The 22085-nt window shown below is 34.2% G+C and carries 15 protein-coding genes and 1 tRNA gene; 6 read left to right on the forward strand and 10 right to left on the reverse strand.

Going from position 1 to position 22085, the window contains the following annotated elements:
* Positions 1–54: 54 nt before the first annotated feature.
* Both ACNKXS_RS13460 and ACNKXS_RS13465 read right to left on the reverse strand, forming a co-directional pair.
* Complete coding sequence (locus ACNKXS_RS13460) at positions 55–945, reverse strand: 3-hydroxyacyl-CoA dehydrogenase family protein (RefSeq protein WP_417921304.1); 891 nt, start codon at positions 943–945, stop codon at positions 55–57.
* Positions 946–1010: 65 nt separating this feature from the next.
* Entirely contained in the window at positions 1011–1976 is a 966-nt protein-coding gene (locus ACNKXS_RS13465) for a Gfo/Idh/MocA family protein (protein ID WP_417921512.1), read from the reverse strand.
* Positions 1977–2112: 136 nt separating this feature from the next.
* On the opposite strand from ACNKXS_RS13465, the gene ACNKXS_RS13470 reads away from it, so the two are divergent.
* Positions 2113–2754: a protein-L-isoaspartate(D-aspartate) O-methyltransferase gene (locus ACNKXS_RS13470; protein WP_295182500.1), complete on the forward strand. Its 642-nt coding sequence runs from the start codon at positions 2113–2115 to the stop codon at positions 2752–2754.
* Positions 2755–2833: 79 nt separating this feature from the next.
* Here the strand turns inward: ACNKXS_RS13470 and ACNKXS_RS13475 are convergent, their stop codons facing one another.
* Positions 2834–3856: a M28 family metallopeptidase gene (locus tag ACNKXS_RS13475; protein WP_417921305.1), complete on the reverse strand. Its 1023-nt coding sequence runs from the start codon at positions 3854–3856 to the stop codon at positions 2834–2836.
* Between the two features lie 195 nt (positions 3857–4051).
* A complete protein-coding gene (locus ACNKXS_RS13480; protein ID WP_417921306.1) occupies positions 4052–4678 on the reverse strand; it encodes an SGNH/GDSL hydrolase family protein in 627 nt (208 codons plus the stop codon).
* 218 nt (positions 4679–4896) lie between these two features.
* On the opposite strand from ACNKXS_RS13480, the gene ACNKXS_RS13485 reads away from it, so the two are divergent.
* Together ACNKXS_RS13485 and ACNKXS_RS13490 are read left to right on the forward strand one after the other, a co-directional pair.
* Positions 4897–4981: transfer RNA gene (locus ACNKXS_RS13485), tRNA-Ser, on the forward strand.
* 237 nt (positions 4982–5218) lie between these two features.
* Positions 5219–6436, forward strand: a complete 1218-nt coding sequence (locus ACNKXS_RS13490; RefSeq protein WP_417921307.1) for a site-specific integrase — start codon at positions 5219–5221, stop codon at positions 6434–6436.
* A gap of 438 nt (positions 6437–6874) precedes the next feature.
* Here the strand turns inward: ACNKXS_RS13490 and ACNKXS_RS13495 are convergent, their stop codons facing one another.
* Entirely contained in the window at positions 6875–7624 is a 750-nt protein-coding gene (locus ACNKXS_RS13495) for a M57 family metalloprotease (RefSeq protein WP_417921308.1), read from the reverse strand.
* Between the two features lie 822 nt (positions 7625–8446).
* Between ACNKXS_RS13495 and ACNKXS_RS13500 the strand changes: the two genes are divergently transcribed.
* The 3 genes from ACNKXS_RS13500 to ACNKXS_RS13510 are packed head-to-tail and all read left to right on the forward strand — an operon-like array spanning position 8447 to position 16465.
* Entirely contained in the window at positions 8447–11530 is a 3084-nt protein-coding gene (locus ACNKXS_RS13500) for a hypothetical protein (RefSeq protein WP_417921309.1), read from the forward strand.
* A 10-nt stretch (positions 11531–11540) separates the two neighbouring features.
* A complete protein-coding gene (locus ACNKXS_RS13505) occupies positions 11541–15917 on the forward strand; it encodes a DUF6443 domain-containing protein (RefSeq protein ID WP_417921310.1) in 4377 nt (1458 codons plus the stop codon).
* Entirely contained in the window at positions 15914–16465 is a 552-nt protein-coding gene (locus tag ACNKXS_RS13510) for a hypothetical protein (RefSeq protein WP_417921311.1), read from the forward strand. Before ACNKXS_RS13505 ends, ACNKXS_RS13510 begins: the two co-directional genes overlap by 4 nt.
* 335 nt (positions 16466–16800) lie before the next feature.
* On the opposite strand, the gene ACNKXS_RS13515 is transcribed toward ACNKXS_RS13510, so the two are convergent.
* From ACNKXS_RS13515 to ACNKXS_RS13535, 5 genes are all read right to left on the reverse strand, one after another.
* Entirely contained in the window at positions 16801–17310 is a 510-nt protein-coding gene (locus ACNKXS_RS13515) for a hypothetical protein (protein ID WP_417921312.1), read from the reverse strand.
* 555 nt (positions 17311–17865) lie between these two features.
* A complete protein-coding gene (locus ACNKXS_RS13520) occupies positions 17866–19416 on the reverse strand; it encodes an HD domain-containing protein (protein ID WP_417921313.1) in 1551 nt (516 codons plus the stop codon).
* Between the two features lie 133 nt (positions 19417–19549).
* Positions 19550–20263: a hypothetical protein gene (locus tag ACNKXS_RS13525; protein WP_417921314.1), complete on the reverse strand. Its 714-nt coding sequence runs from the start codon at positions 20261–20263 to the stop codon at positions 19550–19552.
* 576 nt (positions 20264–20839) lie between these two features.
* The gene (locus ACNKXS_RS13530) at positions 20840–21148 is read right to left on the reverse strand and encodes a nucleotidyltransferase domain-containing protein (RefSeq protein WP_417921315.1); all 309 of its coding nucleotides are present in this window, start codon (positions 21146–21148) and stop codon (positions 20840–20842) included.
* Between the two features lie 2 nt (positions 21149–21150).
* Entirely contained in the window at positions 21151–21645 is a 495-nt protein-coding gene (locus ACNKXS_RS13535) for a nucleotidyltransferase substrate binding protein (protein ID WP_417921316.1), read from the reverse strand.
* Between the last annotated feature and the right edge of the window lie 440 nt (positions 21646–22085).

Below are 22085 nucleotides of genomic sequence, written 5' to 3' on the forward strand. Positions count from 1 at the left end.
CTGTAAATATTTCAGTATAAGCTGAAATTAAGCCCAAATACTAGTTCAGCAGTTCTAGCTGCTAAATTGTTCTGAAACTTTTTCTGCCTTTCTGCTTTCAGAATAATCATAGAAACCTTCACCAGATTTTACTCCAATCTTTCCAGCACGAACCATGTTAGTAAGTAGCGGGCAAGGTGCGTATTTAGGATTTTTAAAACCATCATACATTACTTCCAGAATGGATTGACAAACATCAAGACCAATAAAATCTGCCAGTTGCAGTGGTCCCATAGGATGTGCCATTCCAAGTTTCATAACAGTATCGATCTCGTAAACTCCGGCGACTCCATTGTAAAGAGTTTCAATCGCCTCGTTGATCATCGGCATTAGGATTCTATTTGCCACAAATCCTGGATAATCATTTACTTCTACCGGCACTTTATTCAGTTTCTTAGAAAGCTCCATGATCGTATTGGTAATTTCATCACTGGTATTGTAACCGCGAATGATCTCTACCAGCTTCATGATAGGTACAGGATTCATAAAATGCATTCCAATCACTCTTTCAGGATTAGAAACCGCAGCAGCGATCTGGGTGATCGAGATAGAACTGGTGTTTGTTGCCAGGATAGTACTGGCTTCAGTATTTTTGTCAAGATCTTTAAAGATCTTAAGTTTAAGATCTGTATTTTCTGTAGCAGCTTCGACAACAAGGTCTACACCGTTAACTCCTTCAGCAATGCTGGTAAAAGTGCTTACGTTTGATAAGGTATTGTTTTTGTCATCTTCGGTGATCTTTTCTTTGGACACCATGCGATCGAGGTTCTTGGAAATAGTATCCATTCCTCGTTTCAGGCTATCTTCAGAAATATCGATCAAATGTACTTTATATCCGCTTTGGGCAAAGGTATGAGCGATCCCATTTCCCATTGTTCCGGCTCCTATTACGGCGATATTTTTCATAGAAATATAGATTTTAAGTGTTCCGGTTTGCTTCTCTTCGGAAACATCCTGAACGGTATTTTAGTTTAAATATTAAAATTGGCGATCACCTGGTTGGCAACTTTAAGGGCATTTGCCGCCTGCTGCATGGTCACCACCGGTTCGGTATCATTTTGGATTGCTTCAGCGAAACTTTCCAGTTCTTCAAGAATAGCGTTGTTGGCTGAAACATCTGGATTATCAAAATAGATCTGCTTTTTCACTCCTTCAGCATTCTGAAGGATCATCGCAAAATCATCTGGATCCTGAGGAGCATCCTTCATTTTTACAACCTCGCATTTTTTCTCCAGAAAATCTACTGAAATATATGCATCACGCTGGAAGAATCTCGATTTTCTCATATTCTTCATGGAGATCCTGCTCGCGGTAAGATTTGCCACACAACCATTTGCAAATTCTATACGCGCATTCGCGATATCTGGAGTGTCGCTGATCACTGAAACTCCGCTGGCATTGATCTTTACCACTTCAGATTTTACTACGCTCATCACCGCATCGATATCGTGAATCATAAGGTCTAGCACTACCGGTACATCTGTCCCACGCGGATTAAATTCAGCTAAACGATGTGCTTCAATGAACATTGGGTTTTCAATGCGATCTGAAACCGCCTGAAATGCAGGGTTGAATCTTTCTACGTGACCAACCTGCCCTTTTACTCCATGCTCTTCAGCAAGTTTGATTAGTTCTTCTGCTTCCTCGTAGGTATTGGTAATGGGTTTTTCGATAAACAAATGTTTACCGGCAGTAATCACTTTTTTTGCAACATCAAAATGCGCGAGGGTAGGAGTGACCACATCGATTACATCTGCATCTGCAATAAGTTCATCCAGATTCTCATACATTTTGTAGCCAAATTCTTCTGAAATCTTTTTTGCATTTTCAGCATTCGCATCATAAAACCCGATGAGATCATATTTATCTGACTGCTGTAATAATTTAAGATGAATTTTCCCGAGATGACCTGCACCCAGAACTCCTGCTTTCAGCATATATTTTGCATTTTTCACAAAAATAGCATTTTGATATTAAATACTTTACAATTACTGCCCAAATTGGGAGTGCAAATTACTTGGGAATAGTCGGCTTCTTTGCCTAATTTTATACCCGCAACAAAGCAAACCGGACTTGAAAGATACTTACAGACATCAGGGAAAAAGACAGCAATTAGTAAGAACGGTAGAGAAAAAAGGAATCACCGATAAGAAAGTGCTGGCTGCCATTGGAAAGATCCCACGACACCTGTTCATGGATAGCAGTTTTGAAGATCATGCATACCAGGACAAGGCATTCCCCATTGCGGCAGATCAAACTATTTCACAACCTTATACGGTAGCATTTCAATCTGAACTTCTGGAGTTAAAACCCGGAGAAAAGGTGCTGGAAGTTGGAACTGGAAGTGGTTATCAAACGGCAGTACTTTGCTTGCTTGGCGCCAAAGTCTATAGTATTGAAAGACAAAGGGAATTATATAAAAAGACTAAAACCTTTTTGTCGAAAATCGGTTACAGACCCAAATATTTGAGTTTTGGGGATGGTTATAAAGGAATTCCTGAATATGCACCTTATGACAAGATCATTGTTACTGCCGGTGCGCCAGAAGTTCCAATGGATTTGCTGAGCCAGTTAAAGGTTGGGGGACGCCTGGTCATCCCGGTAGGAACAGACGTGCAGATCATGACATTGTTTATTCGGAAATCCCCAAAAGAATTTGATAAAACCGAATATGGGAACTTCAGATTTGTTCCATTGCTTCAGAATAAAAATTAGATAACATCTCGAAAGTTGAGATCAAAGCATAAAAAAAAGCTCCTGCGAAGGAGCTTTTTAGTTTTATGTAATTCAGAAATTATTCTGAATCTTTTTCGATCGGTTTATCCACCACAAGTCTTTCATCACGATTAGCGATCTCCCAGGCAGTAAGGAATACCAGTTGAGCGCGTTTAGCTAAGAGGTCGTATTCGATCTTATCTGGAGTATCGGTCATTTTATGATAATCGGCATGAGTCCCGTTAAAGTAGAAAATGATCGGAATGTTGTTCTTCGCGAAGTTATAGTGGTCACTTCGGTAATAAAATCTGTTTGGATCATTCTCGTCGTTATACTTATAGTCAAGATCCATATTCACAAATTTAGTGTTTACGTTCTCACTCAATTCATGAAGATCTGTGCTTAACTTATCACTTCCAATTAGATAAACGTAGTCGTCTTTCCCTTCATGATCAGGATCGATTCTACCAATCATATCGATATTAAGGTTTGCTACGGTATTCGCTAGCGGGAAAATTGGTTCATCTGTATAAAACTTAGAACCAACCAGTCCTTTTTCTTCACCAGTTACATTCAGGAACAGAATAGAACGTTTTGGAGTGTATCCATCTTTACTGGCTTCAACAAAAGCTTCAGCAATTTCAAGAACGCCAACGGTTCCAGAACCATCATCATCTGCACCATTATAAACATTTCCTTCATCGTCCATCCCAACATGATCATAGTGAGAAGAAATGACTAGAATTTCATCAGGCTTTTCAGAACCTTTTAAAAACGCTACTACATTTTCTGTAGGTTTTACATTTCCTCTTCTAAAATAGCTTACTGGTACTTCCTGGTAATAGTCATCACCGCCAATGGGAGAAGGCAGGTTAAGCCTTTTATATTCGTTCTTAAGATATTCTGCAGCCATTTTCTGCCCAGGCTCTCCAGTCTCACGACCTTCGAATTCATCACTCGCAAAAGTGTAAAGATGTTCTTTAAGCTCTTCAGAAGTGATCGTATTCGCATATTCCATAGGATCTGCATTTTCGATCTTTTTGTTATGAGCGCTACATGCGGCCAAAAGTGCAGGTAAGGCCAGAAACCAAATTTTTTTCATATTGTAAATTAGTTTTTCGTTAATGCCGCCAATATAGCGGTTTCCTTGCAAAGGATATGAATGTCCCTTAGTGAATAGACTAAGATGATTTGAAAAGGTTTAAATTGAATTGCGTACTTGCTGAAATAATTGACAAGATTCTGAAGAATTTCTATACTAATGCAGACTGTTTTAGATAAGAATTTTCGAAGTTTTCTACTGGTTGCTTAACGCCTTTTTGATAGCTTCTATAGCTAAAGGTTCCATGATTTCATATGCGATGGAATTGGGATGCACACCATCTTCGGAAAATCTTTTTGACATTCCCTTGTTTTCATCACGCAAAGAGTCAAAATAATTAAGAAAGACATATCCATTTTTTTGCGTAAAATCCTGAAGCCAGACATTCAGTTCTTCTATTTTGGAAACAGGTTTCAAGCCGGGTCGCCATGGATAATCGTGGACAGGAAGCACCGAACTTAGTATGACTTTGATGTTTTTCTTTTCTGCCAGGTAGGCCATGGCTTGGATATTATCGGTAATCATTTTGAGGGAATAAATACCTGTGTTCTCGGCGATATCATTAGTTCCTGCTAAAATTACCACTGCCTTTGGATTCAAATCCAGTACATCTGCAGTGAATCTTATAAGCATTTGTGGAGTGGTTTGGCCGCCAATACCTCTACCAAGATAATTGTTGGTGTCAAAAAAATTTGGATGAAGATTCGCCCATGCTTCTGTAATTGAATCGCCCATAAAAACTACTTCTGGCCATATTGAACTTTGTAAAATTATTTTGTTCTCTACGCGATACTTATTTAAAGTTGCCCAGTCCTGCTCCATTTTTCTCTTAGAATATCTAATGATGACTGAAAGAAAAGGAAATAAAAATAGACGCCAATACTTCTACTGAATTTTTTAAAGTAAATTCCTGATATGAAATTGTCTGATTTAGAAGTGGCTACGAAAAAAGTAGAAAAAGTTTAGAAATTAGTTGTTATAAATTGAAAAAGCTTGTTATATTTGCACCCGCATTCAGCAAATAGCTGATGAGGCGCTCCGGAGAAATGGCAGAGCGGTCGAATGCGGCAGTCTTGAAAACTGTTGAGGGTCACACCTCCGGGGGTTCGAATCCCTCTTTCTCCGCTGAGAATTTACTAAATTCTGCTAAAAGCCTGTAAACACTATGTTTACGGGCTTTTTTGATTTTCTTTAATTTCAAATAATATCATCTTATATCAATGAAATAGAGCTTAATTCGGTGCTGTTTTTTGTAATGAAAAAGCAGCACCGAATCTTCCGTAATGGCTTTAAAATTAGTGTGTTGTAGGGGTTGTAACTATTTTTTTTATTTATCTTTAGGAAGAATAAAAAGCAGCACCGATGTTTGAAACCTACTCTACATTATTTTATCCTAAGAACAGCAATAAGGATAAATCAGGAAAAGTCCCTATTTACTTGAGGATTACAGTAAACGGTAAACGTAGCGAGATAAGTATAAGGAGGAAGATAAGACCTGAAAATTGGAATACAGACACAGGTTCGCTCCGTGGTAAAAGTGTAGAGTCTGGAAATTTTAATAGATATCTGAATGATATTAGGAGCAGAGTAGATAAGATATTTGAGCAATTAACAAAGGAAGATATTCATTTTACAGCACAAACAATTCGAAATATTTATTCTGGGAAAGATCAGAAAAAGAAAATGTTACTCGAAATTTTTCAAAATCATAATGATCAGGTAGATCGTCTAGTAGGAAAAGATTTTGCTGCGGGAACGGCAGAACGCTATCGAACCGCTAAAAAACACATCTCTGAGTATATAACGAAAGAATATAGAGTAAAGGATATACCGGTACAAGACGTAGATCATCAATTCATCACAGGTTTCGAATACTACTTGAAGACTGAAAGAAATTGCGGTCACAATACGGCCGTGAAATACATCACCAATTTTAAAAAAATTATCAGAATTGCTTATGCGAATAATTGGATCCAGAATGATCCATTTCTTCACTGGAAGGCTAAACTGAAAATTGTAGACCGTGAATTCCTCACAGAAGGCGAAATTCAGAAACTTATAGAGAAAGACTTTCATACAGATAGGCTAGAACTCGTAAGAGATATATTTATTTTTTCATGTTTTACTGGTTTGGCGTACGCAGATGTTAAGAAGCTTACAGTTCAAAATATTGTTATTGGTATTGATGGTCACAAATGGATTAAAATTAATCGCTCTAAAACTGATTCATTGAGTAACATTCCGTTGCTGCCAACTGCAATAGAGATAATCAAAAAATATTCTTTTGATTTGGTGGCGTCGAGCAGGGAGCATTTACTACCCATCTTAACGAATCAAAAGATGAATGCTTACTTAAAAGAAATCGCAGATCTGTGCGAAATTGATAAGAATCTAACATTCCACCTGGCCAGGCACACCTTTGCGACCACGGTGACACTTTTAAATGGAGTTCCTATAGAATCAGTAAGTAAAATGCTTGGACACAAAAATTTAAAAACAACACAGCATTATGCTAAAATCTTAGATCAGAAGGTAAGCGAAGATATGCAAGCACTTCGATCCAGATTAGTGAATAATTAGAATTTGTTGAATAATCTAAAATCAATGATCGCTCCTAAATTTTAGGAACCAATAAATTAAGACGAACGAAATATATACATAGTATAGCTCGAAGATTATATGTAATTATCAAACTATAAAAAGATACACAGTAAGAAATATGCTAACTGCGAGTAAAATACTCAAGCTGCACTTAGGAAAAATTTTAAGTTTAGACTTCACCACAATCCATATTAATAAAGTCGCTAAAATGCCTGTTAGTATTCCAATACCTACTAATTTCATAAATAAAAATTAAATAAAACCAGCTAGGTAGGGCTCGGCTGGTTTCGCAAGTGAGCATAAGATGATCACTACTAGTTGCAAAATATTTATATTGAGATATTAAAAAAAAGGATACTAAATATAGCATCCTTTTTCCTTTGTTTGGTTTTTTAAAAAATCCCTTGTTGATTTATACTAATATAAGTATTCTAAGGCCACTTCATCATAAAATCCAAAATTGCCAGTTTCAGATGCACTAAAGCACGATAACATCACTGAATTGGAATCATAACCTGTAGGAGTTCCAGGAATATGTACAGCTCCATCAGGATTAGCACTTTCACCGCTCTGTCCACAACTTTGACGGCTAAACCAGTCGGTATGTCTCAAACCTAAAGTGTGTCCTATTTCGTGAGTCATAACATGCTCATTAGTTGCGGTGCTATAGTTCTCCATACCACTGAATATCTGAATGTATTGGTAAGGATTACCATTACTTGGGAATCCAGCCACACCACCCGCTTGGCCGTTCTTGTTCTGGTATACAACTATATCATAAGACTGATAGTTGCTAGTCCCGAACGTTAAGGTAAAACTTAGACCTATATTTAGGTCATTATAGTTATTAATAGCACGTTGGAGAGCAGATCGTTGCTTCGATGTTAATGCATTCGATCCTCCAGTATAACCAATTACGTTTATCGTGCTTGGACTACTAACAAGGTTGTAGGTACGATACTGCTTATCTGTAATATTACCCGGCTCCATGTCAAATAGTGCTTCAGGACTCATTAAGATATCGCCTTCTATTTTGAAAAGAGACTCAGTATCACCTTCCAAATTTTGTTGGGTAACAACTTCAATAAATTTAGAATTTAAATTTAATGCCTTCACTTTTTTTCTAACAGCATCCGTTATTTCTAATTTTTGGCTATAATTAGCCATATCAGATGCAACTTCCATTGGGTTTTCAGTTTCATCTTTCTGACATGATGTCAAACTGATGGAAGCTAAAATCGTGGATAAAAATAAAAATCTTCTAATCATAATTTTGATAGTTTAGGGTTATTAATTTTCTAAAACTAATTACTAAATATTTAGATATTAGATGTTTAACCTTACAATATTTATGGTTTGAATGCCTGCTTACAAAATCTTTTTAGTCAAATCGCAAATACTACAAGGCTAGTTCAGAGATTATTGGGGTATAATGTGATAATCTTAATCAAAAGTTCCTTAATCTAGTATAACATAAATGTCCATAATGAATTCCAAAACATTTTCGAACTATTTTATACTATATTTTTATCGATGCATATCATAAATCATGTCTAATAATTTCACAGTCTCAATCTTAATCAAGCCAAGTACTTGATTTCAGTTAGATTTTCAATTAAAATCTTTTTCAGGATTTGGTTATTAGAATGACTCAAGAGCTTAAAATTGCTATAGTCTTGTTATGGAATAAAGCTTTTCTAGCATTTTATGATAGCGCGCTGAATATATCTGTCGAGATAAACTAAACATTAAAATTGGATTTAGAGTTACACTTTATTAACCATATTAATAGTCAATCGATGAAGTATTGCACACTAAGAATAATCATACTACTTCTAAACGAAAAATTTTCAAAAAAATCCCTAACACCACATTCAAGAATATCGAGTGTCAATATTTATTTAAAATATTCAAACCGTAAACAGAGTATGGTTACTTTTTTTAATAAATTATGTTAATAAGATAGGTTTGCTGGAATAATATTATTCCATGAAAAATTTCGAACTTCACCAAGCTAGAATTATTACAAAAACCTCAAACAAAGTTGAGGTATTAATTTTGGCCCTATTATTCTGTGTAAGTGTATCAAAAGCTCAGACTACTTATGGAGATTTTCTAAGCTCCAACAAACTCGACTTGGCCGATGAAATTATTAAGCCTACTGTTCAATCTCCGGATGTTGCAGCATTTCAGAAAGCTAATTTTATACCAACAAATAACTATACCGGAAGGGCTGAAGTCTCTGTTCCAATATACACCATTGAGTATGGTGGAATGCAGGTTCCTGTTTCACTTTCATATAATACATCAGGTGTAAAAGTAGCTGACATGGCTTCTAGAGTAGGTTTGAACTGGAGTCTTAATGCTGGTGGCGTTGTTTCAAGGGTGATTCAAGGAATGGATGATTTCACCTATCCCAAGTTTTTAGGTTACGATGCGAATATGCTTAGTCCTGCAGGTTGGCTAGCTCCCTTGAATCCTAATACGCAATCTGGAACTGAAAATCCACATAACGATCCATTACCTGATAAATATGTCATTAATGCGGCTGGTTTAGGAACAGAATTCATAACAAGAAGTAATGGTGAAGCAATAGATCTTCGGAGATCCGGTAATATAATAGATCCTAGTTTTGACATTATTAATAGGAGTCATAAAAACTCTAATGGCTCTACGGTAACTTCAAATGTTTTTGCATTAAAAAGTCTTCTTGTAACATCAATGGCAGGTATAAGATACATTTTTGAGACTCCAGAATTTTCGAATATTGCGGGAGGTGGTTTCGATGTCCCAACGAATTGGTTAGACTCTATGACCAACCTTAACACTGGACAAACAATAAGCTTTGAGTATGAATCATTTAGTAATTACTACCATGATGATACTGAATTATATGTGACCACTTATGGAGGTGGAACTTATAACGGTTTCGCCGATAAAGATCAATATACCTATTATCCATTAGGTCAAAGATTAAAATCAATCACGTTTGGAACCGGAAAAGTCGAATTTATTTACGGGATGGATCGACAGGATTACCCAGGTGAAAAGGTTCTTACTGAAATTAGAATTAAAGACGCGAACGAGAAAATCACTAAGCATTTTAAACTTTCTCATTCTTATTTTCAATCTAGTTTAGAATCTGGAACGCCTGAATCAAAAAGATTAAAATTGAATGAAGTTTATGAGGTGGATGCCTATGGCATACCAAAATCAGGACACCAATTTTACTATAATACTGGATATACTATGCCTCCTCGGGATAGTTACGCATATGATTTCCTAGGTTATAACAACGGCTCATATTCGGCAAGTATATCTAACCCTGAACCAAAAATGTATTTCTATCAGGGAAAGATTACACCGATAAATCGTAGCGGTTCGATTGCATTACCTGGGAACTACAGTATGTTGTCTAATTCTTCGTATGCCAAGACCTATAGTCTTCGAAAAATAGAGCTTCCTACTGGAGGGAGCAAAGAGTTTGAATATGAATTAAATCAATTTTCGTATAAAGGGCAGACTATCTATGGTGGTGGTCTGAGAGTGAAAACACAGTATCTAAAAGCCAGCGATGGAGAAGATCAGACTATAGATTATGAATATAGTGCTGGAAAAATTGGTCTTATGCCAAGTTATGCAGCAATTTATTTAAAGACTTCAAACTATAGTAATCCATCTTCGTTGTCTAGTCTTACTAGTCAATTGGGAATTGAAACTTTTTCAAGTCCTCAAACCCAAATTGAGTTCAATAATGGATCTTTTGTTGCTTATTCCAAAGTAACCGTCAATCGCAGGAATTCTTCAGCATATACGACGTATTCGTACAATCAAGAAGATAATACTCCTTCGTCAAAGACAAATCCTACAAATTTTAGTTTGAATACAATCAGCGACGACTGGAGAACTTTAAACGATGGAATGTTGTTTTTAGATAATGATTTTATGCGTGGTCTTCTTCTTTCTAAAATTATGTACGATGAAGGAGGTGAGGTAGTATCAAGAGTTTGGAATACCTATGAGCTGCAGGAAACTCAGAAAAATAATCAAATAGGTCTAACTTTTTATAATGTAGTAAATAATAGCTGTTCCAGAAATATAGGTTCTTATCAAACATCTTCTGAGTATTTTCAAAATTGTGGGGGATACAAAGAAATCATTGATTTAGTCCCTTCACGTTTTGTTCTAAAAACTTCTAGTAATACTGACTATGGACTTGAAGGTGAAGATCCAATAATCCAAGATTTAACTCAAGGGGTTTTTGTAGAGAAAAAGTTTTTTTATGACAAAGAATATCCAATAGTAACCACAGAATTCATTAGTAATTATGAGAGCGATAGTCAGTTAGGAACTACAGCAGATCCCAAAAATGCCCTCTGGCAGTCTCGTAAGGATATCACTTATCCAGTTACAGGAAATGATTTAACTAGTCCTTCTTTAAATAGTTATCCCCACGCTCAGGATCTTTTTAATCAAAATCGGGTTTCAACTCCTATGGAGATAGAAATAACCGGTCGTTCTTATTCCAAACAACTTTTTGAATATGATCAATTTCAATCGGGAGTAGTATCCATGAAGAAAGTACAAACAATTCTTCGAGATAATGAAACGCTAAAAACAGCAGAAGTTTTAAGTAGAAATGATTATGGGATGCCAACAGAAATTCTACAAAAAAATGGCAAAATACTTTCAATTATATACGGATATCAACAAAGCCAAATTATCGCCATGGTCAATGGTGAAAACTACAGTTCTATTAACTCATGGCTTAATAGTGATTACAATAAATCCATTTCATATTTGAGCCAGCTTTCTGACGCAGATACTAATACTTCATCCGAAGCTGCACTAAGATCATGGTTGAACAATCTCCGCAATTCGATAGAGTCAAGATCTGCAGGCAGTACAACTATAAAGACTTTTACTTATGATCCTATGATAGGGATCACCTCAGTTACTGATGATAGAGGAAACACCTCTTATTACGATTATGATCAGTTTGACAGATTACGATCAGTCAAAAATACCGATTCAAACCTTCTACAATATTTTCAGTACAACTTGAAAAATTAAAATCTTCAACATGCATCCATCCATAAAATTGAAAAAAAAATTAATAGCTATCCTCGCTTTATTATTAAGTAATTTCTCTTATTCATCTATAATTTTAAACGATCATGACTATACTATACCGAGTATCACGGAGTTTCAACTTTATAAGCTGAATTACATTGGTTTTTCCTTAGATGACTATTATTGTCAAGATGGTTCATTTGCAAATGTTGAATATACTGTCAATATAGAAACGTATGATATCCTTCAAGAAGGACATGTTTATTACTTTGATGCTGGACAAGACTCAGGTTATTATATTGTACTAGACGTTTTATCTCCAAGTCAAGGATATCCTATATTTTCTGTTAATCAGACTGGAGATCAGGGACCATCCTCACAGGTTTGCGATCCAAATGCACCATCCGGATCTTCACTACAGACGATTAATATACCGGAAAACGAAAGTTTTGAATCGAATTTAGGGCAATGGAAGAATAGTTCTTCAAACGTAGGAGCCTGGAGGCGGGATGCAGGAGGAACTCCAACCTCCTATACAGGTCCTAGTAGTGCTCATTCTGGGAATTATTATATTTATGCAGAAGCAAATGATTATTTGTATAATGCTATCCTAGAATCGGAACCTTTAGCTATTACTAAAAATACATCACAGTTTTCGTTTCATTATTCAATGTTTGGACAGGGTATGGGGGACTTATATTTGGAGTTAAGTTCTGATGATGGGTTAAGTTGGTCTACAGTTTGGACCCAATTTGACGACCAAGGTACGAGCTGGAAATTAGCTAGTATTGACTTATCTTCATATGAATATCAGGAAATACTATTGAGATTCAAAACAGACATTGGGCAAACTTACCAAAGTGATATTGCTATTGATAATATGCAATTTAATGCTAGAACAGGTGACAAACCTTTAATCGGTCAAAGAGACCTTAATCAAAATGAAAATTACATTTTTACCACTTCCCTTCGTGAGCCAGTATCGCAAGTTTCAAACATTGACGAATCTACATCTCAAATTCAATCAGTGCAATATTTCGATGAATTGGGGAGGTTAAAGCAGTCAGTCAATATTCGAGGCGGCGGAAACCAGGAAGACATAGTCACTCCGGTACTTTATGATTCGTATGGCCGAAATTCTCAAGAATTTCTTCCTTATGCAGTGACTTCAAATAATAAAGGTGACTTTCAAGCCAATGCTATTGGTACACAGGCTTCTTTTTATAATACCCAGAAATATGGTAATACAAACAATCCTTACCTTCAAAAGATTTTTGACGGATCTAGTAAAGATCTGATAGTTGAATCCGGAGCGCCGGGTAATGATTGGAATCTATCCAATCAAAATCCACACAGCACTAATAATTTTTATCAACTTTTGGCAAGGTCTGATGATGTTAAACATTATTCTGTAAGCTACAATTCCTCGTCAAATCCATTTAATCCTACATTAGTAAACAATGGATTTTTTATGAATCAGCAAGGATCAAGACCTGCACTTTTTAAGTTCACTACAAAAAATGAGAATTGGAAATCTGGAGATGGGAGTTTAAATACGAATCAAACCTTTGTAGATTATCAAAATAGAACTCTCTTAAATAGATCTTTTGTAACAAAGAATGGAGTCATTAGAAAGGTAGATACCTACTATGTTTATGATGATTTTGGAAATTTAATATTTGTACTTACTCCAGAAGCAGAGGCTAGTTACCAAACTCCCACGCAGTCAATTCTCGACAATCTCTGCTATCAATATAAGTATGATTTTAAGAACAGACTTATTGAAAAGAAATTACCTGGTAAAGCTGAAGAATATTTAATTTATAACGATCTAGGAAGCCCAATTATGATGCAAGATGGTGAGCTTAGAAAGAAAAATCAGTGGCAATTCACCAAGTATGATGAGCTAGGTAGGGTTATATATACTGGTTTGGTAAATAATTCTGCTTCCCGAACAGCCATACAGGTCTTGGCAAATGATGAACCAGATTTATATGATACTAGAAAGACATCATCACCGTTAAATATAGGTGGAGCTCAAATTTATTACACCAATAGTAGTTTCCCTAATTCAAATATTGCTGAAATTCTAACGATCCAGTATTACGATTCTTACTTACCTTCCGGAGCCGATGGTTATTTTAGCAGACCTTCAACTAATGATTTAAATGAGAGTTTAACAACTAATGTTAAATCTCTAATGACCATTTCCAGAGAAAAGGTGCTTGGAAGCAGCAGTCCTGTAAAATGGATGAACACTACAATGGGATATGATAAATATGGAAGACCTGTTTGGATAAAGAAAGAAAACCAACATTTATCTTCCACAACTACAGTACAAAATGATTTAGATTTTGATGGAAGTATTCTAGAAACAAAAACTTATCATATTAAATCAGGTATAGCATCAGCTATAGAATTATATGATTATTTTTCCTATGATCATTACGGAAGAATGATAGAACACAGCCAAAAACTAAATAATGAATCACAGGAGTTAATATCCCGAAGTTTCTATGATGAATTGGGACAGTTGGAAAGTAAGCAAGTTGGTGGAGATGTTAATGGTTTGGGACTGCAACAACTAGATTTCAATTATAATGTAAGAGGATGGTTAACTTCTGTCAATGATATTAATTCTCTTGGCAATGATGTTTTTGCATATAGATTGAATTATAATAATAGAACGATGAATCTATCAGGAACTGTTGATTTATTTAATGGTAATATCAGTGAAATGATATGGCGTTCGGGTAATACTGGATCTAACGGTGATAGAAGACGAGGCTATGCTTATTCCTATGATGAATTAGATAGAATTACAAATGCTTATTTTAGGAGGGCAACCTCAGGTGGTAGTTATACAGAGCAGAGCAGCGCTTATAATGTTACCGGTATGGATTATGATTTAAATGGGAATATCGAAAAACTACAGCGTAGAGGTGTTTACAATTCTTCTGGCTCTATTGGGGCAATGGACAATTTAATATACAGTTATAACGGAAATAAATTGCTAAAGGTCGAAGATAGTGATTCAGATAGTTACGGATTTGTGGATAAAACAAGAAGTGGAAGCGATTATGAGTACGATGACAATGGTAATTTAGTCTTTGATTTCAATAAAGGAATTACACTGATTAAGTATAATTACTTAAACTTACCTAAAGAAATATATGTTCAAAGTTCTTTAGCGAATGGGTATCTAAAAAATACCTATAGCGCAACCGGTAAAAAATTAGAGAAGTATAACCAAGAAACCGGAACGAGAACTTATTACGATGCAAATTTTGTATATACAAAGCCTTCAGGCTCGAATACAGCGTTAACATTTTTCAATAACCCCGAAGGATATGTGGAGGCAAATTCAGGAAGTTTTCAATACGTGTATCATTTTAAAGACCATTTAGGCAATATACGTGTGAAGTATGCCGATACAGATAGCGATAATTTAATTGACGCTTCAAATAACGAAATACTAGACGAAAAGCATTACTATCCTTTTGGAATGGAACATCAAGGGTATAATGATTCTAAAATTGGAGTCCATCATAATTACGGCTACAACAGCAATGAAGAGTTAAAGGAATTAGCTTTAGATCTAATGGATTTTAATGCTAGAAATTATAACCCTGAAATTGGTCGTTTCATGAACCTAGACCCATTAGCTGAAGACCACAAACAAATTGATAAGTCACCCTATGCATTTTCATGGAATAATCCAGTAATGTTGTCTGATCCTTCAGGAATGAAACCTGCGGACTACGAAGAAGATTATCGTAAATTAAGAGAATTGTTTGAAGCAATCGAAAAACATGAACCTACTAGTTCAGATTTTGGTATTAGAAACTTAAGACAAAGTAATGATTCGGAAAATGAATCTTCAGCAGAGAAAAAAGATAGTTGTTGTCCAGATTTACCAGAGAGCTTCTTAGATTTCCTTAAATCGATATTTACATGGGAGACTACAACTCCAGAGGAGAATGATTATAATAATCATAATAGAGATTTATTAAGCGCTGGAGTGGATGATGCTAAAAAGGCAGCCGAAGTATCTTATGGAGTTATATTTGAATTGGCTACTGCCCCTTTAGGTGGTCCAGGAAAAAGTCAAATAGGGAAAGGTGCTTGGAGTTTGACAAAGGAGGGGGCTACTATGATTAAGAATCACAAAACATTTGGAACTTTATACAAAAGCACATCGGATGGACTATGGTGGGTAAAAGACATGTCTGGACACGGTGGAAGTAAATTTAAAGTTTTTAGGGAGACGAAGAAAGGATTGAAATGGTTAAGTGATGCGGATGGATTCGGAAACTTTATTTATGGTAAACATAAAGGAGATATTGGAAAGTTCATACCTTGGGGGCATTTAAAAACGATAAAATGATTGAAGGAATTTTAAAGAAAAAACGGGCAGGGAATTTACCAATGAACTGGGTAGATCTTGAATTTTATCCTGACAGTATGGGTTACAAAAAAGAAATTTATTTACCTTGTAAACGGATCGCAACTAATGAACTAATTGTTTTATTTCATGATTTATTTGGAAAAATAGAAAATGATATATTAGTTTATAATAAATCATGGTGGGATTTTTGTTTAGATAGTTGGGACCCAATCAATAATAAAAATAATTATGAAAATTTAGATAAATCTATAGAAACTCAAAATTATTTGAACCTATTACGAAATTCTAATATAGAAATTGGATTTTCTGGTAGTTGTGCTTGTTCAGATTGGGATAAATTCTTGAAAATTATTTTAGAATGTATTATTAGACATATAGCGCCATTTAGCCCTGTTCTTTACAATGAAAGTAATCAGTTATTCTTTTATTTCCATCACACAGGAAGTATTGGTTTGTATTATAAAGAAAAAAATAATTTTATAAATGAACTTTTATTGAAATCGGAATTTAAATATTTGTTAAAATAATTTTCCATTAATATCCATTCATTGAAATTATTTTTATATATTTTGAATAGTTTGTGCTGATTCTGCTAATATGCTATCATTTGGGATATTAAGGCTGGAATTCCCAACGCTTCCTGAAACCTCAAACCAATGTAGTCTATAGCCTTTGGTGATATTATGTTTTTTATCGAACTCGTATAATTCATCATTTACCATTTTTTTAATATTAGCCTAATTCTTGTTTTCCAGCATATTAATTTTTTGATACATATTCTCAATACTATCTTTTACTTTGGACAGGCCTTTCTTTTTGATATCTTTGATTAGTCCTCGGTAGTCTGGTAAAGTAATACAATCTAAACCATCTGGACACCCTGTTGATTCTGGACATGAATTAGATTACGACATTTTGTAATGGTATTATCATTTGGCAGTTCTTCTTCAAATTTGGACTCTATACTTTTGTAAGTAGGATATTCACTGGTTGCACCATCTTTAACCCATTTGGTTCTAATCTCGATGATTTTTGCCAGGATTTTACGTTGCTGTATAATCTTAATATTTTCCTGAGTGAAGTACTTATATTTCTCAGCTCTAATAGAATCTGCAAATAAAATACGCTTTTCACGTATGGCTGCCGTTTCAGTCTTATCATAAAAAACAGAACCTTCAGGCTTCAAAATTAGAGATGCATTTAGACCAATTTCATTTTTCCAAGATTCATCTGAATATAAATTGAATATATCATCTTTACCTTTTGCATAAATACCTGTTCTTAAAAACATTTGTCTTGCACCTAAGGTTGTTAATGGATTAATAATGACGGCAGTTAAATTAGCTTTGTCACTACCTTGGACAATAGACACAGAGGATCCAGTAGTAGTAATATCACTATTACTAAAAACAACCGTTTTGAAAACTTTATCGACCTTTTCGTCTAAATATTTATTTCCCAGTACTCTTTTATTCTTCTCAAATTTTACTAGCTCTTTTTTTAGATGAGTAGTGTAAATTTTTTTTTATCTTCTAATTGAGTAAAACTGAGTTGGCAGGAAAGCAGAACCAAAGTGAAAATATAAGAATATCTCATAATCTTGAATTTATAAAACAGATTACAAGTTACTTAGGTGTATTGTGGATTAAATGGGTGTATTTCCCCTTTTTTCACTTCAGATGATTGATTGAATAATTATTAATTAGAACTACCTCACTGCATCCTTGGAAAACTTAATATTTTAAGAAAAATGACGGGTGAGATATGGTTTAGACACAAATAAAATTTAACTATCCTTCAGTTTTCGCAGTTAGTAGTATAATATTATCGATACTGAAGCATTTGTTCAGCTGACTACAAATTATAATCTTAAAAAGGTGGAATCAATTTCCAATCATTCGTAATTGAAAAGTAAACATCTTAGAATTTATTTAATTTGATCGAGTTTTTCAATGACATCCTTAAACTCTAGCAAAACCGATTTCTTATATCTCATGAACATTTTGGGATTATCAAACTTTCTACGTAAATAGATTCTAATAATGTAAACTTCGTATTCCAATATTTTTAATTCCTTGTTGAAAGTTTTCCAATCACTTACTAATTCGTAGTCAGCATCAACCTTTCTAGCAATTTTAATTTTAGATTTATTGTAGTCTTTAAATACTTCATTTTTGAAGATATCTACTGCTACATCTATACCTTTTTCTTGAAGTTCAGAAATTGCTTTAGAAGTGTTTTGTTTGATGTCTTTTAACTTTCTTCCTACATCAAACTTGTCATCTGGGATGACAACTATTTTCTTCTGAAAGACTCTTTTCCATAACTTTCGATTAAGTAATTCCTCAAGAACTTCTGATTCTTTTTGTGAAGTAATTTTGGATCTCAACAAATTCCATAAAAATAATTCATCTGAATTATTCCAGTAGAAACTTTCAAATTCAGCAAAATTTGTAGCTTCAAGTATGGGTTTTTTAAGATCTAATTTCCTACAGGCAAAATCAAGCATACAATTTGCCGATCTGTTTGTTTTGTGAAAGTATACCTGATTGTATAGGTGTGTTCTGGATTGAATAAATCTAATAACAGAATCTATTCCACTTTCTTTAACCGCTAGGGTAACTTTACCGTCTTCTTTGACAGGTATGAATGACATTAGCAATCGGCTTAGGTCATATAGACCATATTTGACGCCAGAAAAATAACTATCACGATACAAATAATCCATCCTGTCGGCATCTAATGGAAAACTCGATACTATTGAATTAAAATAATCGGTATAGTCGATATTTTCATTTTCAATTTTCTCAACAGCGTTAAACTCCGGTTCAATCATTTTAATAATTCTACCGGGGTTTAATTGATTAATTAGCTCCGTTTGTTCTTTATTAAACTTATTTTTTGTTTTTGCAGTCTCCTTAAGCTGAGATATTATTTTGATAATAAAAACACAGGAAACTAATTCATGATCTATTTTTTTGTCTTCTTTGTCCTTTAGAAAATCCTGAAAGTGTTTCAAGTAAGGTTCAAAGGCTTTATCTGTCTTTAAGATTTCAAGTAATTTTCGACCTGTTATCGTATATTGATCAAACTTATGAGACATTGGACCGTGGCCCACATCGTGTAGGAGTGATGCTAATCTGAGTTCCTGAACGAAGATTTTTTCTTGTTTCCCTAAATTTTCTCTAGTGGAGATAAATTTAAAATCTGTAGTATCCTTGACCTTATATTTTTCCTTCTTGTAAGCGCCTGTTTCATAATTGTTATTTGAATTTAAATAAATCTGATGAGCAAGATGCATCACACCAATGGAATGCTCAAATCGCGTATGATTTGAGCTAGGAAATACGAGGTATAAAAATGTGTTTTGTTTAACCCTTCTTAGACGATTAAAAGGCTTCTGTCCCAATATCCACTTTTCAATTTCTGAGATTTTTATCAATCCGTGTATTGGATCTAAAACGTTTCCTGTATACATATAAACTTTGCCTTTATAATTTTATTAGATTAAAAATGAGATTCTGAAAGAGACTAATTCTCCAACCTACTGTTTGAAATATTTCTCTTGAGTCGAAAGATTTAGAACAGATAATTTGGTTAGTTATAATAGCTCATTCAATCTTTTCGATTGTAAAAGGATAAATTATTCCATCTGGTTTAAAATTTCCACTCATAACATGAGTCATCTCACCTTGACCTGAATTTTCATCAAAAGCACCATTAAATTTCAAAGCGGCTATTGGTGAATTACCAAGCTGAGGAACCAGAATTTCGAATGTAGATCCAATCACGGTATATGTACAATCATCGTATGGTCCATAGCTACATTTTCCATTCGTATAGAATTTTATTGAGGTCACAAAGTTTTCACCACCTTGCGGCATCGAGAGTTTCCATTTGGTATGAACTATAGAGGAATTAGGTGTAGAAGAACCTCCCAATTGAAAAGTACCTGTCATTCTGCCTTGGCCAAATTTGATCGGACTTTTTTGATCTTTGGAAACTTGGAAAGGTATAGTCTGTAACAGACCGTTTAACGTCACAAATCCATCCACCTTTGCATAACTTAGTGTCAAAAGATAGCTCTTTGTACCTTCAAAATTTTGCATAAAAATGTTTTGCCCCGGGTTGACTATATCGATATTTTCATTTGCCGTAGCGATAAAATGTACCGATCCAGAATCAGTTTGTTTATATTCAAATTGAATATTTCCTGTATTTATTGGATCTACTTCTTTTTCGTTTACTTTTAATCCAGTCCATTCACATTGATCTAATTTGAGACAAAACATGTCATTGCTAACGCTAATATTGATATCAGCCATTTTTTTAAATCTTGTACATATTCATACTAGTTTGGCTTTTCTGGTTTCGCCCCATTTGATTCATGGTTACTGGACTCCATGTCAGGTCATTTTTTTAAAATTAATTAGAAGTTATCCTATAATTTTATTTATAGCCATAAAAGAAGTAAGGTTTGATAAATTTTATTAGAGAAGTATTTAAGCTTTAAGTGTATTATATGAAACTTAAAATTTAAGGTAGTGGCAAGTAGTTCTTATAGAGTTTCAGGTAGCTATTTAGAAATTGCGAAAAATGAAATTTTTGAAAAGGCTGTCAGAGCTTATGATAAATAGTAAAGCTTAAAAGATTCTTTTTTATAATTATAAAGAAGACCCGGAATGATCTATGATAAGTTCAAATATTAAGAAAATCCTGGTAAGAAGTGAATATCTGTAAATGAATGGTGTTTAGCGAAAAAAAAATTATCCGCTTTATTAAGAGTAGATAAATATCTTGGCGATAGATTAGATTTGATAATTTTCTGGTTGGAATAATTCTAGTGAAAATGAAAATTTAGGATTAGAAATTAATCAAGTGCCGTGTAATTAACATCTTAACTATTTTAATTTAATCTCATAGAATACTACTCCAACGCGTTGTATATGATCAATTAAATCTGGATTGTCAATTTTATGAAAAATAGAAAGATCGATCTTGTAAGGAGAAAGGAGGTCATCCAAGTCGTTTTCAATACTAAGTTGTTTTTTTAAAGTAAGTTCTTTCCCTATTAATGTCAGATCTATATCCGAACTCGCGTGGTAAGTTCCCATAGCTCGGGATCCATATAAAATTACTTTTTTTACACTAGTATATTTTTGAAATACTTCTTTAATAGACTCGATCGTATCGTTTTCTAAACCGTACATAACTATTCTTCTTCGAATATATCATTTTGCTTTCCACTCCTTAAGTCTTCCATTTTTTTTCTGAATTCCAAAAAAGGTTTCATATATGAATACATTACTTCGTGAAATATTTCATTAGCTGTTTCTTCGTTGTATGTATGAGTAGTTGAATTCCTGCTTTTAATCATTTCCATCCACACCTTTCCATCTTGAAATAACTTAAGACTAAATGCTTCCCGTATCACACTTCTCGGGCCTCCTTCAATATCAACTCCTTGATATTTCAAATAATCCTGCATTACTTTCCAGGCCAGTTCAAAAGTATATTCAAATCTTTGAATTAAACCTTCTTGGAATAAATCAAATTCATCATCTTCTATAATTTCAGCTGGAACTATAGGTTGGTCACCTCCACCATAGGTTTCTTCAAGGTATTCTACCGCATGATTTAATTTATCTAAAGCTTTATTGAAATTGGAAAAACGTTGTTCCCAACGAATATCTACTGGCTTACTCATATGAGAATTACTTGGAATAAAATTATATGTTGTGATTGAATGCTAATATAGGATTAATAGTATTATAGCGTATTCATCTTTCAATAGTATAATTGAAAAGGATTAATTTTTACTTCTTTTATCTTTCCTTCTCCATAGCACAAAAACAGATCAGAGTTATAATCTATAGAATTAGAGTTATACTCATCCAAAAAAATACTGAATCAAAAATTAAGATGATCTTTTTTAACCTATTTTTATATTTTAAAACTGGCCGAAAACTATATCTTTTTCAGCTGACTGAAAGAAGAGGGTTATTGTATCAATTTCCGCTTCAACCGTAAATTCCTTCATATCATTCTATACAACCTCTAATGCATTCTCTCTAATAACAACTACGTTAAAACTCGTTATCCAGGTATTAGAAGCCTCTTGCATAAGAGAGCATTCTTCAATTTTCA

The sequence above is a fragment of the Christiangramia marina genome, from assembly GCF_048285865.1.
Taxonomy (GTDB): Bacteria; Bacteroidota; Bacteroidia; order Flavobacteriales; family Flavobacteriaceae; genus Christiangramia; species Christiangramia marina.

Bases quoted from the DNA above. Each gene is read 5' to 3' on its own strand.
- ACNKXS_RS13460 (WP_417921304.1), bottom strand. From the start codon at position 945: ATGAAAAATATCGCCGTAATAGGAGCCGGAACAATGGGAAATGGGATC.
- ACNKXS_RS13465 (WP_417921512.1), bottom strand. From the start codon at position 1,976: ATGCTGAAAGCAGGAGTTCTGGGTGCAGGTCATCTCGGGAAAATTCAT.
- ACNKXS_RS13475 (WP_417921305.1), bottom strand. From the start codon at position 3,856: ATGAAAAAAATTTGGTTTCTGGCCTTACCTGCACTTTTGGCCGCATGT.
- ACNKXS_RS13480 (WP_417921306.1), bottom strand. From the start codon at position 4,678: ATGGAGCAGGACTGGGCAACTTTAAATAAGTATCGCGTAGAGAACAAA.
- ACNKXS_RS13490 (WP_417921307.1), top strand. From the start codon at position 5,219: ATGTTTGAAACCTACTCTACATTATTTTATCCTAAGAACAGCAATAAG.
- ACNKXS_RS13495 (WP_417921308.1), bottom strand. From the start codon at position 7,624: ATGGCTAATTATAGCCAAAAATTAGAAATAACGGATGCTGTTAGAAAA.
- ACNKXS_RS13500 (WP_417921309.1), top strand. From the start codon at position 8,447: ATGAAAAATTTCGAACTTCACCAAGCTAGAATTATTACAAAAACCTCA.
- ACNKXS_RS13505 (WP_417921310.1), top strand. From the start codon at position 11,541: ATGCATCCATCCATAAAATTGAAAAAAAAATTAATAGCTATCCTCGCT.
- ACNKXS_RS13510 (WP_417921311.1), top strand. From the start codon at position 15,914: ATGATTGAAGGAATTTTAAAGAAAAAACGGGCAGGGAATTTACCAATG.
- ACNKXS_RS13520 (WP_417921313.1), bottom strand. From the start codon at position 19,416: ATGTATACAGGAAACGTTTTAGATCCAATACACGGATTGATAAAAATC.
- ACNKXS_RS13525 (WP_417921314.1), bottom strand. From the start codon at position 20,263: ATGGCTGATATCAATATTAGCGTTAGCAATGACATGTTTTGTCTCAAA.
- ACNKXS_RS13530 (WP_417921315.1), bottom strand. From the start codon at position 21,148: ATGTACGGTTTAGAAAACGATACGATCGAGTCTATTAAAGAAGTATTT.
- ACNKXS_RS13535 (WP_417921316.1), bottom strand. From the start codon at position 21,645: ATGAGTAAGCCAGTAGATATTCGTTGGGAACAACGTTTTTCCAATTTC.